At 66.9% G+C, this 12302-nt stretch carries 14 protein-coding genes, 1 tRNA gene and 1 pseudogene; 7 read left to right on the top strand and 9 right to left on the bottom strand.

Going from position 1 to position 12302, the window contains the following annotated elements; translation table 11 throughout:
* The 5 genes and pseudogenes from I6U14_RS04005 to draG all read left to right on the top strand — a co-directional run.
* Positions 1-490, top strand: a pseudogene (locus I6U14_RS04005) (FprA family A-type flavoprotein); the annotation flags it as partial.
* 242 nt (positions 491-732) lie between these two features.
* Positions 733-1017 carry a 2Fe-2S iron-sulfur cluster binding domain-containing protein gene (locus tag I6U14_RS04000; protein WP_295885154.1) on the top strand — a complete coding sequence of 95 codons (285 nt, stop codon included), beginning with the start codon at positions 733-735 and terminating at the stop codon, positions 1015-1017.
* A gap of 102 nt (positions 1018-1119) precedes the next feature.
* Positions 1120-1467 (top strand): 2Fe-2S iron-sulfur cluster-binding protein, encoded by a 348-nt coding sequence (locus tag I6U14_RS03995; RefSeq protein ID WP_296897053.1) that lies wholly within the window; start codon positions 1120-1122, stop codon positions 1465-1467.
* 96 nt (positions 1468-1563) lie between these two features.
* Positions 1564-2235 (top strand): nitrogen fixation protein NifQ, encoded by a 672-nt coding sequence (locus I6U14_RS03990; RefSeq protein WP_296897051.1) that lies wholly within the window; start codon positions 1564-1566, stop codon positions 2233-2235.
* Positions 2210-3172: an ADP-ribosyl-[dinitrogen reductase] hydrolase gene (gene draG, locus I6U14_RS03985; RefSeq protein WP_296897049.1), complete on the top strand. Its 963-nt coding sequence runs from the start codon at positions 2210-2212 to the stop codon at positions 3170-3172. Before I6U14_RS03990 ends, draG begins: the two co-directional genes overlap by 26 nt.
* A gap of 92 nt (positions 3173-3264) precedes the next feature.
* On the opposite strand, the gene panD is transcribed toward draG, so the two are convergent.
* The 5 genes from panD to pcnB all read right to left on the bottom strand — a co-directional run bounded on the left by panD (position 3265) and on the right by pcnB (position 7733).
* On the bottom strand, positions 3265-3645 hold the full coding sequence (gene panD, locus I6U14_RS03980) for an aspartate 1-decarboxylase (RefSeq protein ID WP_296897047.1): 381 nt from the start codon (positions 3643-3645) through the stop codon (positions 3265-3267).
* A 265-nt stretch (positions 3646-3910) separates the two neighbouring features.
* Positions 3911-4774 carry a pantoate--beta-alanine ligase gene (gene panC, locus I6U14_RS03975; protein ID WP_296897045.1) on the bottom strand — a complete coding sequence of 288 codons (864 nt, stop codon included), beginning with the start codon at positions 4772-4774 and terminating at the stop codon, positions 3911-3913.
* Between the two features lie 3 nt (positions 4775-4777).
* Positions 4778-5581, bottom strand: a complete 804-nt coding sequence (gene panB, locus I6U14_RS03970) for a 3-methyl-2-oxobutanoate hydroxymethyltransferase (RefSeq protein WP_296897043.1) — start codon at positions 5579-5581, stop codon at positions 4778-4780.
* 144 nt (positions 5582-5725) lie between these two features.
* On the bottom strand, positions 5726-6340 hold the full coding sequence (gene folK / locus I6U14_RS03965; RefSeq protein ID WP_367115625.1) for a 2-amino-4-hydroxy-6-hydroxymethyldihydropteridine diphosphokinase: 615 nt from the start codon (positions 6338-6340) through the stop codon (positions 5726-5728).
* Positions 6333-7733, bottom strand: a complete 1401-nt coding sequence (gene pcnB / locus I6U14_RS03960) for a polynucleotide adenylyltransferase PcnB (protein WP_296897040.1) — start codon at positions 7731-7733, stop codon at positions 6333-6335. Before pcnB ends, folK begins: the two co-directional genes overlap by 8 nt.
* A gap of 267 nt (positions 7734-8000) precedes the next feature.
* Here pcnB and I6U14_RS03955 point away from each other — a divergent pair.
* Positions 8001-8075, top strand: a tRNA-Glu gene (locus I6U14_RS03955).
* Positions 8076-8121: 46 nt separating this feature from the next.
* Here the strand turns inward: I6U14_RS03955 and I6U14_RS03950 are convergent.
* From I6U14_RS03950 to I6U14_RS03940, 3 genes are all read right to left on the bottom strand, one after another.
* Positions 8122-8586: a peroxiredoxin gene (locus I6U14_RS03950; RefSeq protein WP_296897039.1), complete on the bottom strand. Its 465-nt coding sequence runs from the start codon at positions 8584-8586 to the stop codon at positions 8122-8124.
* Positions 8587-9001: 415 nt separating this feature from the next.
* The gene (locus tag I6U14_RS03945) at positions 9002-10381 is read right to left on the bottom strand and encodes an ATP-binding protein (RefSeq protein WP_296897037.1); all 1380 of its coding nucleotides are present in this window, start codon (positions 10379-10381) and stop codon (positions 9002-9004) included.
* Positions 10382-10384: 3 nt separating this feature from the next.
* Positions 10385-11098 carry a response regulator gene (locus I6U14_RS03940; protein ID WP_296897035.1) on the bottom strand — a complete coding sequence of 238 codons (714 nt, stop codon included), beginning with the start codon at positions 11096-11098 and terminating at the stop codon, positions 10385-10387.
* Positions 11099-11407: 309 nt separating this feature from the next.
* Here I6U14_RS03940 and I6U14_RS03935 point away from each other — a divergent pair, with 309 nt between their 5' ends.
* On the top strand, positions 11408-11536 hold the full coding sequence (locus I6U14_RS03935) for a hypothetical protein (RefSeq protein WP_296897033.1): 129 nt from the start codon (positions 11408-11410) through the stop codon (positions 11534-11536).
* A 330-nt stretch (positions 11537-11866) separates the two neighbouring features.
* On the opposite strand, the gene I6U14_RS03930 is transcribed toward I6U14_RS03935, so the two are convergent.
* Positions 11867-12073: a hypothetical protein gene (locus I6U14_RS03930; protein ID WP_296897031.1), complete on the bottom strand. Its 207-nt coding sequence runs from the start codon at positions 12071-12073 to the stop codon at positions 11867-11869.
* Positions 12074-12302 lie beyond the last annotated feature (229 nt).

Below are 12302 nucleotides of genomic sequence, written 5' to 3'. Positions count from 1 at the left end.
CCCCGCCGGGGTGCCCGGGCGCATGGCCGGGGCCAGGCCCGCGGGTCGCGGGGCGGGGCCCGGCATCCGCCTGTCCCTCTGCGCCCGGGGCGGTGGCGAGGACGGGCCCTGCGGCGACCTCATCGAGGCCGCCGACGCCATTGCCCTCGGCTCGCCGACGGTGAATGGCGAGGCCGGGAAGCCGGTCTGGGACCTGTTGTCGTCGCTGGCGGGGGTGAGCCTGCGGGGCAAGGTGGGCGCCGCCTTCGGCTCCTACGGCTGGAGCGGCGAGGCGGTGCCGATGATCGAGGACCGGCTGCGTGGCCTGAAGCTCCGTGTGCCGGTGGCGGGGCTGCGGCTCAAGCTGATCCCCACCGACGGTGAGCTCGGCGACTGCCGCGACTTCGGGCGGGCGCTGGCGCACGCAGTCACTGGGGCGGGGGCCGATGCGGTGGAGGTCGGCGGCGGCGTCAAAGACAAGCCCGTCATCGAGCTCGCGGACTTGGCGTGAGATTGCACGACGTGCACGTCTTGATTAACCGGCGAGCTCTTTACCAGTCATGTCAGTACTGAACCAGCATCTCTCCAACGCCGTCGTGCTGTGCCCGTCCTGCATGGTGCACTCGAGATATCCAGGTTCATCCTTCAACAACACAACGGACTGAGCGCGCTGCGCATCGAGTCCGGACAGACGATGGTTCCAACCCGCAACCCAATCGGCCGCAGCATTGGCCATCAATCAGAGGACTGCCCATGGCAAAAGCGAAACTCACCTTCGAAGATATCGGCCAGAGCGTGAATGTGCCGGCCGGCATCCGCGTCATTGAGGTCTCCGAGAAGGTCGGCGCCGGCATCATCTACGGCTGCCGCGAAGGCGACTGCGGCACCTGCATGATGCATGTCACCGAGGGCTGGAACAATCTCACCGAGCCCTCCGTGCTGGAGGAAAAGGTCCTGCGGGAGAACATGGCCGGCCGCCATGACCGCCTCGCCTGTCAAGCGCAGGTGATCGGCGACTGTACCGTGAAGCCGGCCTGAAACCAGTGACGAGGTGCGAGTAACGAGTCACGAGTTTTTACGCGTGCCTCCGATCCCGCCCCTCGACACCCGACCCTCATAACTAGCAACTTGGAGCAAACCATGGCCCTCGTCACCTTCTCCAACCCCGACTACAAAGATAAGACCGTCTACGCCGTCGCCGGCAGCCACACGGAGACCATTCTCAAGATCGCGAAAGAGAACAAGATCCCGGTGCAGTTCGATTGCCAGGACGGTGAGTGCGGCCATTGCCTGGTGCGCGTCACCGGCATCGACGACAAGGAGCGCATGGGCTACCACCTCACCGAGAAGGAGCGTACCGTGCTCAAGGACCTCGGCAAGCTCACCCAGGAGGACATTGACCGCCTCATGGTCGAAGACGTGCCGAGCGAATGGCGCCTCGCCTGCCAGATGATCATCCGCGACGAAGATATCCTGGTGGAGTACTGAGGGAAGCGCCGATTTGTCGGCGTCTTCTGAGCCCGTCGGGCGCCGCCGGCCGTCGGCGCCCGAGCACAGACAAAGCAGACACCGATGGACAGTGACATGAGCGCCAGCGTAGCCAATGCGGCCCGGCAACAGGCCGACCACCGCGCCCCGAAGCAGACCCGCGCCGGCCTCAAAGTGGCGGCACCCCTGACACCCGCAGCGGCTGCCGCCAACGACGCGCTGGCCAATGCGCTCTACGCCAAGCTGGCACTGCACGCTGCGGGCGAGCTCAATGACGAGGCCTTCGCCTGCATGATTGCGAGCCTATGCACCGGCGGCGGGGCCCTACCAGACTGGCTCGGACTGGACCCCGCTGCGTTCAGCTGCCTGTTGGCGCATCACTTTCCGGGCTTACGGCTGGACGCGTCGCCGTGCCCGGCCCGCCGGATGGATCCGGCGCGGAACGACGAGCGCCATGAGCTGGTCGAACTGATGCTCATGGACAAAGCCGGCGACTCGCCGTCAGAGGTCTGGATGGCGCACGTGGTGGCTGCCGGCTGTATGGCCAACGACCACCTCTGGCAGGACCTTGGGCTGTGGCAGCGCGCAGACCTGACGGCGCTGATGCGGCGCAACTTCCCAGCGCTCGCCGCGCGCAACGTCAAGGATATGAAATGGAAGCGCTTTCTATACAAACAGCTGTGCGAGGCCGAGGGCATCTATGCCTGCCGCGCACCTTCCTGCGAGGTCTGCAGCGACTACCATGCCTGTTTCGGGCCTGAGAACTGAGCTCCTGTTCCTGGCGGACGGCACCGGCGACCGCATCAAGCGGCGTGCCATCGGCGCCTACCTGGGCCTCGCCGTCGGCGACGCCCTGGGTGCGACGGTGGAGTTCCTGATGCCGTCCGAGATCCGTGCCGCTTACCGCGTGCACCGCGACATGGCCGGCGGCGGCTGGCTCAAGCTCCGCCGCGGCCAAATCACCGACGACACCGAGATGGCCTTGGCGTTGGGTCGGAGCATCCTCGCGGCGGGGTGTGTCGATGCCCACGCCGCAGCCGAAGCCTTCAGCGACTGGATGCGGCGCAAGCCCATCGACATCGGCAACACGGTGCGCCGCGGCATCGCCGCCTATCGGCGCACCGGCAACCCCGAGTCCCAACCGAGCGAGTTCGACGCCGGCAATGGCGCCTGTATGCGCTGCCTGCCGGTGGCGCTCGCCACCCTGGGCGCAGACCTGGTGGACGTGGATGCCGCCAACCGCGCCCAGGCGCATGTCACGCACAACAATCCCACCTCGGATGCCGGTACCCTCTGCGTGCTGCGCATGGTGCAGACGGCCATGCTCGGTGCCGACCGGGCCGCACTCACCGCCATCGCCGACGAGCTGGTGGCGGCCGATCGCGTATACGACTACTCACGCAAGCGCAGCGAGAACCCGAGCGGCTTCATCGTTGACACCCTGCGGACGGTGTTCCAGGCGCTGTTCGCGACCGACAGCTTCGAGGCGGCGCTCATCGACTGCGTCAACCGCGGTGGCGACGCCGATACCACAGGCGCGATTACCGGCATGATCGCTGGTGCCCTCTACGGACCCACCGCCATCCCGAGCCGTTGGATGCGCCACCTTGAGCGGGATGTACGGCTCGAATGCATCGAGCAGGCACAAGGGCTGCTGCGCCTAGCGCCGCTGTGCGCGGCGCCAACGGACAGCCCCCGAAGGTGACGCGTACGGGCTCGTGGGAGCAGGCTCTAGCTGCGACGACTGCAATCTCGCGCGCAACAATCGCGACCAGCGGCCGCTCCCTGTGCAGCGCTTCAGGCTGCTTGCGCTGGAATCGCCTCTCCAATGCCGGTCACCTCGTTACGCTCGTTGCAATAGACGAGCGTCGGCTTGAAAACCGCAGCCTCCTGCTCGCTCATGCTGGCGTAGCAGCAGATGATGACGCGATCGGCCGGCTGCGCCTTGTGCGCGGCAGCACCGTTGATGGAGATGATCTTCGAGCCCGCCTCCGCCCGAATGGCGTAGGTGGTAAAGCGCTCGCCATTGGTGATGTTGTAGATGTGAAGCTGCTCGTACTCGCGAATGCCGGCGCGGCGCATCAGGTCCTCATCAATGGCGCAGGAGCCCTCATAGTCCAGCTCCGCATGGGTGACGCAGGCACGATGCAGCTTGCATTTCAGCAACGAGAGTTGCATGGAGTGGGTTCCTCCTCTGGGCCTGCGGCATCAGCACGGCGGCCCGGGTCTGGGGCTGTGATTCTGTGCGAGTGAGTATTCGGCATGCACAGCGGGCGAGTCCAAACGGACATCGCCAACGTTATGCTGCGGTGCAATATGCGGGCTATTGTCGCAATGCATTGCACGCAGCCGCAAGCGGAATCCGGGATTGCCTTGACCGCCCCCCGCCCACCACAGGCGCTACCTGCCCCGCTCCCAGCCCGTGCCGCTGCCGGACCGCACCTCAGCCGGCAGCCGCTGCGGGGCGCCGCAGCTCCAGATTGTCGATGAGCCGAGCCCGTCCCAGCTTTACTGCAGCCAATACCACCAGCTCCGTGTCGGCGGGCTCCGGCGGGGCCAGGTCCGCCTGCCGACGCACACTGACATAGTCGGGCTCCAGTCCGGCGACCCTCAGGGCCGCCGCGGCATCCCGCTCGGCCTGCGTCGGGTCGGCGCCGGCGGCCACGGCCGCGGCGAGCGCCTGCAGGGTGCGAAACAGCGCCGGGGCCCGCCTGCGCTCCGTCGCGCTCAGGTAACCGTTGCGGGAGCTCATGGCGAGCCCGTCCGGCTCGCGGACCGTGGGCAGGCCGACGATGTCCAGCGCCATGTTCAGATCCGCCGCCATGCGCCGGATGAGCAGCAACTGCTGATAGTCCTTCTGCCCGAATACCGCCAAATCCGGCTGGACTAGGTTGAAGAGCTTAGCCACCACAGTCGTGACACCGCGAAAATGTCCCGGCCGGCTCGCCCCGCAGAGCTGCGCCGACAGCCCAGGTACCTCCACCGCCGTATGCCCGGCGCGGCCTTCCGGGTACATGGCGGACTCGGTGGGCGCGAACAGCAGGTGGCAGCCCGCGACCGCCAGGCGGCGTGCGTCCTCGTCGAGCGTGCGCGGATAGCTGTCCAGGTCCTCGCCGGGGCCGAACTGGAGCGGATTCACGAACACCGTGGCCACCACCCGGTCGGCACGTTCCAGGGCAGCCCGCACCAGGGCAATGTGGCCCGCGTGCAGGTTGCCCATGGTGGGCACCAGGCCGATGCGCAGCCCGGCGGCTCGCCACTGCGCGAGCTTGTCGCGCAGCCCGGGGATGTCGTGCAGCGTCTCCATGGGTCAGTGCAGGATATGCTCCGGGCCAGGAAAGCGCCGTCCCTTCACCTCTGCGACATAGCCCGCCAGCGCCGCCGCAACGCCGCCGTATTCGGCCGCGAAGTCCTTGCTGAAGCTCGGCGAGCGCCCAGGCAACAGCCCGAGCATGTCGTGCAGCACCAGGACCTGGCCGTCGCAGCCGCTGCCGGCGCCAATACCAATGACTGGGATCGCTAGTTCGCCCGAAATGGCCTCCGCCAGCGCCGCCGGCACACACTCCAGCACCAGCATGGACGCCCCTGCCTCCTGCAAAGCCAGCGCATCGGCCCGAATGCGCGCGGCACCGGCATCGTCCCGACCCTGATAGCGATAACCACCCAGGCGATGCACGGACTGCGGCAAGAGCCCAAGGTGCGCACACACGGGCACGCCGAAGCGGGTCAGCCGGTCCACGGTCTGCACCAGCTCGCCGCCGCCCTCCAGCTTGACCATGGCCGCACCGCCCTCACCCATGAGTCGCTCGGCGGCGGCGATGGAGCGCTCCTCGGTGGCATAGCTGAGGAAGGGCATGTCGGCGATCACCAGCGCCCGCGTCGCAGCCCGGCTTACACAGGAGGTGTGGTAGACCATGTGCTGAAGCTGCACCGGCACCGTGCTTGGCTGGCCCTGGAGGACCATGCCCAAGGAGTCACCCACCAGCAGCACCTCGACCCCGGCCCCCTCGAGCAACCGGGCGAAGGCGGCGTCATAGCAGGTGAGGCAGGCAATGGGCTCGCCGCGGCGCTGCATGGCAGCCAGTGTGGCGCTGGTGATCCGATCGGCGGTCATGTTTCAGCTCCGTGGGGCGTCGGGCGCGAGCACCGCGCGAGTGAGCGCCGGCCAGGCGTCGGGCGCCTGCGACAGGCCATAGACACGGCGCCAGTGGAGACGCCGGTTGGGATGTCGGCTGGCAAGCAAACGGCGCGCCGATGCTCAGGATAGGGCGGCCCGCGGCGGCTGGCCATCTCCAGCACCGGCAGGGACGGCCGCCGCCGGCAGCTCGCCCGCTGGGAGCGGCAAAGCGACGGGCGCGAAGGCCGCGACCCCGTCCTTCGGCACCGCCGCCCGCAGCGTCTCGAGGCGGCCTTGGCCCGGGATGTCCAGCACCGCCGGCGCCACATCCGCGAGCGGTACCAGCACGAAGGCCCGGCGGTGAATCTCCGGGTGCGGCAGCCTGAGGCCCGGCCAGACCGCGTGCCGCGCGCCGAATAGCAGCATATCCAGGTCCAGCGTCCGCGGTCCCCAACGGGTGCCGTCGCGCACCCGCCCATGCCGGCGCTCGATCGCCTGCAGCGCCGCCAGCAGCGCGCGCGGCGGCAAGCGCGTGACCAGGCGCGCGGCGGCGTTGATGTAGTCCGGCTGATCCGCCGGTCCCACGGGCGCCGTGCGATACAGCCAGGAGACCTGCTCCAGCCGGCTCGCCGGCAGATCCATGAGCTCTGCCGCGGCCCGCTCGACGTGCGCGCGGGGATCGTCCAGGTTGGCACCGAGACCGATATAGACCGTCTCAGGTACGGCCAGAAGCGGCGTGTGGGCGGCGTCATTCATCGGCGTCATCACTCGAGGCTTGGCCCTGCAGGCGTGCCGCATGCCCACCCTCGTCACCATCGGCACCACGACTCACGCTGTCGGTTGCGGTGGTCTTGGACCTACGCCGACGGCGCGGGCGCCGCTTCTTACCCGTGCCGGTCATTTTGGCGCGGTCGCCGGGGTTGGCGTCCTGGAACTTGGTCCACCAATCGGCGAGCTCCGGATCCACCTCGCCGGACTCGGCTCGCAGCAGCAGAAAGTCGTAGGCTGCCCGGAAGCGTGGATGGCCCAGCAGCGCCATAGGCCGACGCCCCTGGCGACGCTCCAACCTTGGCTGCAGCGACCAGATCTCGCGCATGGGCATGCCGAAGCGCTTGGGGATAGCCACATGGCGCTGCTGTGCCGAGGCGACCTCGTGCGCGGCCAGCGCAATGGCGTCCGCCCAGGATACGCCGTCCTCCAGCAGCGCCTGGTAGCGAAGCCGCACCGGCTCCCAGAGCAGGACCGCAAACAAGAACGGCGGTACCACGGACTTGCCCTCCAACACGCGGCGGTCGGTGTTGTCGAGACCGCGGCTGACGAACACCACGGGAAACTCGTGCTCCTGCCGCGCCAGACAGGCGTCGGTGGCCGGGAAGAGCTGGGCGAACAGCCCGTAGCGGCGGAGCTTTTCGAAGGCATGCAGGCCGAAGCCGGCATGGAAGAGCTTGAGGACTTCTTCGAACAGACGGGCAGCCGGGACTTCCCCTAACAGCGGCGCCAGATCCGCCAAGGGTGTCTCGCAAGTGTCGTCTATCATGAACCCGAGCTTGCAGGCGAAGCGCACGGCGCGAAGCATGCGCACCGGGTCTTCGCGATAACGCGCCGCCACGTCGTCGCCGATGAGCTTGAGCCGGCCCGCCTTGAGATCATCCAAGCCGCCGGCGTAGTCCACGACCGAGAAATCGGCGATGTTGTAGTACAGCGCATTGACGGTGAAATCCCGCCGCAGCGCATCCTCGGCGATACTGCCGTAGACGTTATCGCGCAGAATCATGCCGTTCTCGGTGCGCGCCACGTCATCGTCGGTACCGTCCTGGCCGGCCGGGATGGCGCTGGCGCGGAAGGTGGCCACTTCGATGATCTCGGGGCCGAAGAAGACGTGCGCGAGGCGAAAGCGCCGCCCGATGAGCCGACAATTGCGGAACACCTGCCGGACCTGCTCCGGGGTCGCATCGGTGGCGACGTCGAAGTCCTTGGGCTCGTGCCCGAGCAGCAGGTCACGCACGCCGCCGCCGACGAGGTAGGCCGCATGGCCAGCATCACGCAGTCGGTACAGGACCTTGAGCGCGTTCGGGCTGATGTTGCTGCGCGAGATACTGTGCTCGGCGCGGGGGACGATCAGCGGATCTGAATCGGCTGTTGCAGACAAGAGTTGGAACGGCTGGAGCAGATACTTGGAGTGTGAGCATAAAACCACTCCTAGTGTCAGAGAGAGACACTAGCCCGCGCTGCCCGAGCGTCAAGACGCTTAGGCGGGGCGCACTTGGACGGTTCCGGTGGAGCCCGGCACAGGCTGGGCGCGTCAGAGGAAGAATCCGGCCATACAGCCGAAGTCTGCACACTGCCCGGACCACCGACGGACTTCTTGAGCGGCCGATGTTTTCACGTATAATACGCGATTCACGCCGGTACTTCCGCTCCCTTCGTCTAGTGGTTAGGACGTCGGCCTCTCACGCCGGTAACAGGGGTTCGAATCCCCTAGGGAGCGCCAACTCCCCCCGTTGTCCGCTCGCACGCTCCCTCCGCGCGGGCCGCGCTCAGAGATCCTGCACCAGCTCCAGCACCTTTGCGGCATGGCCCTTGGGCTTGATGTCGTAGAGGGCATGTCGGATGACGCCGTCGCGGCCGACGATGAAGGTCGAGCGGACGATACCCATCTTCTTGACACCGTTTTTTTCCTTCTCACGCCAGACTTCGTAGGCCTCGCAGACGTCGCCGTCGGTGTCCGCAAGCAGCGTCACGCTGAGACCGTACTTGTCGCGGAAGGCGCCGTGGCTCGCGCAGGTGTCGCGGCTGATGCCGACGATATCTGCACCGGCTGCATTGAAGTCCTCGTGCAGGTCGGTGAACTCCAGGGCCTCCATGGTGCACCCCGGTGTGTCGTCCTTCGGGTAGAAGCAGAGCACCAGATTGCGCTCCTGCCACATCCGGGTGATATCGACGCGCTCCATGTCCGCGTTGGGCAGCGAGAAAGGCGGTGCCGGATCGCCGGGTTGCAGCATGGTCTCCCCCCTTAGGTCAGCGGTGCATGTGGTGGGCAGGTCGGCCACGGGCCGCATTGGCCCATGGTGGTAACACAGCACGCTGGTGGAATTTCCGGCGAAATTTAGGCAGGCGTCGGTCGGGCGTCAACCGCATTCGCAGCGCGTCTATGGCCAAGCAGTAGCAACGCCCGTCACCGGTCCTCAGCGGGCGAAGCGACGATAGATTGGCGCTTCCCGCGCGGGGCAGGACGCCCCGCCATCTTCAGTGGCGCAAATCACTGAAAATGTCAGGAAGCGGAAACCATGCTTTTCGCTTCCCATGCGGTTTTTGACCAAGATGGCCAATACTCGGCATTTCTTGAGGCGGCGTGACGTGCGCGGGCGCAATGCGGTAACGCCAACAGGCGGCGGACGGCGCAGCCGCCGGGGCGTGCTAGGCGGCGGGCGATCGCGGCAGGGCGGAGTCAGTGTCCATGTCGTCGGCATCCGCAGCGTTGTCGGCCGACGGCTCATGCGTTGGCGGCAGCCGCACGCTGGCCACGGTGCCGCCACCTACACGGCTGGTCAGGTGAATCTCCATATCATTGGCCACGGCGAGCTGGCGGGCGACGGCAAGACCCAAGCCGGAGCCGCCGGTGCGGCGGTTGCGTGAGCCCTCGAGCCGGTAGAAGGGGCGGAAGACGGCCTCGCGCTCGGCCTCCGGAATGCCCGGCCCGCGGTCGAGCACGAAGATCACCGCGGCGCGGTGGTTACAGTCCAGCCGCACCTCTACGGGCGCTTGGCTGTAGCGCAGCGCATTCTCGATGAGATTGCCAAGGATACGGCGCAAGGCCAGGGCGTTCACGGCCTGGACGCAACGCCGCACCGGATGCCAGACAATCCTTGGGCGCGCGCCCACGACCTCGCCGATGAGGTTGCCGATGTCAAGCCAATGGCGCTCCCCCGCGCCGAGGGTGCTGCCGAGCTCCACCGCCTGGCTGATCTGAGCATTCATCTCCTCAAGATCACGCTCCATGCGCGCCTTGAGGGCCGGGTCCGTCTGCCGCGGCAGCATCTCCAACGCCAGTCGCAGGCGCGTCAGAGGCGTGCGCAGGTCATGCGAGATGCCGGCCAGCAGCACGGTGCGGTCCGCCAGGAGCTCCCGCACCTGCTGGCTCGTCTCGTTGAACTGCCGCGCCAGATTGGCGAGCTCCCGTGGGCCGCTCTCGGGCAGCGGCTCCGGGGAACGGCCCTTGGCCACCTCTTCGGCCGCATGCGCCAGGCGCGTCAAGGGCGAGGTGATGCGCCGCGCGAGCACCGAGGCGGTCACCACCATGAGCAACATCGCCAGCGTGGAGATGATGAACAGGCCCTCCAGCGGCTTGGTGTTGATGCGGTCCCGTGGAAACCCGGCCCAGACATGCCCCTGCTGCGTGTCGAGGTCCACCCAGAACCAGCGCTTACCGTCAACGACATTGCTCTGCATCTGCACCTGGGTTCCAGTGCGCTCGCTGAGCGCCTGGCTCAGGCGCAGCACATAGGGAAAGAAGTAGTAGCGTAGGTTGGCGGGGGCCTCCTCCTCGGTGCGCAGCCAGAGCTGGTAGTCGTTCAGCAGCTTGAAGCGGTACTCGCTCTGCATGTCTTCCGGCAGCTGCACCAGGGTGCGGGCGGAGAGCTCCATGAAGGCCGCGAGGTCCGCGGTGGAGCGCTGCACGACCGGGAACAGGGCATAGTAGACGACGGTAAAAAAGGTGATGAGCGCGAAGCTGCCAAAGGTAAGCACCAGGGTCAGCAGCACCCGGGCGAACAGCGACGCCGGCAGCAGCGAGCGCAAGGCTCAGCCCTCGGCCTGAGGGGTGAAGATGTAGCCGCGCCCCCAAACGGTGCGGATGTAGATAGGCTGCTTCTTGTTCGGCTCGATCTTCGCCCGCAGCCGCGCCACCTGCACATCGATACTGCGGTCGAAGGGGTTGCGCTCGTAGCCCTTCAGCAGGTCCAGCAGGCGGTCGCGGTGGAGCATCTGGTTGGGGTGCTCGACAAAGATGCGCAGCAGATCGAACTCGCTGCCGGTGAGCGTCACCGTCTCGCCGTTGCGGGTGAGCTGGCGGGCAGCGATGTCCAGCCGATAGGGGCCGAAGCCGGTGGTATCCACCGGCCCGGCCTCTGCCGCCGGCGCACGGCGACGCAGCACGGCGCGGATGCGCGCCAGGAGCTCGCGCGGGTTGAAAGGCTTGGCCAGATAGTCGTCGGCGCCCACCTCCAAGCCAACGATCCGATCGATATCCTCACCCCGGGCCGAGAGCATGATGATGGGGGTATCGTCTTTGGTGCGCAGCCGCCGCGCCAGGGTGAGCCCGTCCTCCCCCGGCAACATCAGGTCCAGGATAAACAGATCGGCTTGATGATCCTCCAGCCATTCGAACATGGCCGTGCCATCCTCGACCCCGCTTACCTCGAAGCCTTCCTGCCGGAGGTAATCCGTCAAGAGCTCGCGCAGGGAGGCATCGTCATCGACGACTAGCACACGGGTGGGGTCTTCGGCGGCGGACATGGTCTCACCTCAACGCGGACGGCCGGCGGCACCTGCCGGCGTGCTGCTGCGCCGGACTTCCGGGCGCGGACCGCGCCGAACACTCGGCTCAGGCCACACTCCCAAGCACCCGAGCGGGGCAACGGCGTCAGGCCTCGGGCCGGCGATCCTGTAACAGATTGTCACAATATCAGTATATGAGGAAATACCTTGGCAAGTCCCATGCCCGACAATCATGCTCAACCCGGCTACGACGCGCACGACGCAGAGCCAGTCGGGGCTCAACAGCAGGTCAAGACTAGCGCAGTTGCGGGAAACGGAGGCAGTACCATGAGTTTCGACGCATTAACCATCAGCGGCGTTGTGGCCGCGCTCATCAGCGCAGGGTTCATCGTCGGGGTCGTCCGCAACAACGAGCGCACGCGCCGGCAGGACGCACAGGACAGCAGCACGGAATAAGGGGTGCAGGATGGGATGGCGGAGGATACGCCGCATCCAACCGTCGCAGCACTTCGGGCCAGTCAAATTCCAACGAACCGCAACGCGTCGCCTACCTCCCTGCGGCACCGGTCATCGCAGCCTGACGGCAGGTCTTGACCGACGCGTCCAAACCGCGGCCCGCGTAAACGATTTCTGGGCAGCAAGCCAGTTGACCGCCAGGCAGCACACACCCTGCCTTGGCGGTCTTTTTTTGACTGCGCCGGCGGCCTGGCGACGCAGCACACGAAGGGCTCGGGGAATCAGTGCAGGCGGGCGCAGGCCGGAGGGGAGCTTGGCGCCATGCAGGGCTCAACCGCGCCTGTTGGGCAGCGCGTCCGTGAGGATATCGAACACGTCTTCGAGGGTCTCTCGGACCTCCCGAGCGATGGCCAGGGTGTCCGTATCGGGTGCGTCGTCACCGGCAAGCGCCAACCCGCCCTGAAGGGTATCCGGCGCCAGGCCGAGATAGCCCAGGTCAGCGTCGGTGAGCTGTTTGAGTTGAATGCCGCGAGTCATGGGTGGTCTGCCTCCGTCCCCAGTTATGGGTAAACCCGTACTGCCACTCCCGGCGCATGCTAACCCAAGACCTCGACCGATGTCTGCCATGCGCCAAAACGGCACCGGCACCGACCGTCGGTGGCACGCATCCCACGCAGAGCAGCGATGTCCAACGCTTAGGGAAGCGCTGAGTTATTGGCGCTTCCCGTCCGGGGCAGGACGCCCCGCCATTTTCGGCGACGCAAGT

The organism is Thiohalocapsa sp., from assembly GCF_019695415.1.
Lineage (GTDB): Bacteria > Pseudomonadota > Gammaproteobacteria > Chromatiales > Chromatiaceae > Thiohalocapsa.
The sequence above is the reverse complement of the archived record's forward strand: the minus strand, read 5'-3'. Positions and strand labels throughout refer to the sequence as shown.

Excerpts from the sequence above, each read along its gene's own strand:
- I6U14_RS04000 (WP_295885154.1), top strand. The coding sequence starts at position 733 with ATGGCAAAAGCGAAACTCACCTTCGAAGATATCGGCCAGAGCGTGAAT.
- panD (WP_296897047.1), bottom strand. The coding sequence starts at position 3,645 with ATGCAACTCTCGTTGCTGAAATGCAAGCTGCATCGTGCCTGCGTCACC.
- panB (WP_296897043.1), bottom strand. The coding sequence starts at position 5,581 with ATGACCGCCGATCGGATCACCAGCGCCACACTGGCTGCCATGCAGCGC.
- I6U14_RS03990 (WP_296897051.1), top strand. The coding sequence starts at position 1,564 with ATGAGCGCCAGCGTAGCCAATGCGGCCCGGCAACAGGCCGACCACCGC.
- I6U14_RS03935 (WP_296897033.1), top strand. The coding sequence starts at position 11,408 with ATGAGTTTCGACGCATTAACCATCAGCGGCGTTGTGGCCGCGCTCATC.
- I6U14_RS03995 (WP_296897053.1), top strand. The coding sequence starts at position 1,120 with ATGGCCCTCGTCACCTTCTCCAACCCCGACTACAAAGATAAGACCGTC.
- folK (WP_367115625.1), bottom strand. The coding sequence starts at position 6,340 with ATGAATGACGCCGCCCACACGCCGCTTCTGGCCGTACCTGAGACGGTC.
- I6U14_RS03930 (WP_296897031.1), bottom strand. The coding sequence starts at position 12,073 with ATGACTCGCGGCATTCAACTCAAACAGCTCACCGACGCTGACCTGGGC.
- panC (WP_296897045.1), bottom strand. The coding sequence starts at position 4,774 with ATGGAGACGCTGCACGACATCCCCGGGCTGCGCGACAAGCTCGCGCAG.
- I6U14_RS03950 (WP_296897039.1), bottom strand. The coding sequence starts at position 8,586 with ATGCTGCAACCCGGCGATCCGGCACCGCCTTTCTCGCTGCCCAACGCG.
- draG (WP_296897049.1), top strand. The coding sequence starts at position 2,210 with ATGCCTGTTTCGGGCCTGAGAACTGAGCTCCTGTTCCTGGCGGACGGC.
- I6U14_RS03940 (WP_296897035.1), bottom strand. The coding sequence starts at position 11,098 with ATGTCCGCCGCCGAAGACCCCACCCGTGTGCTAGTCGTCGATGACGAT.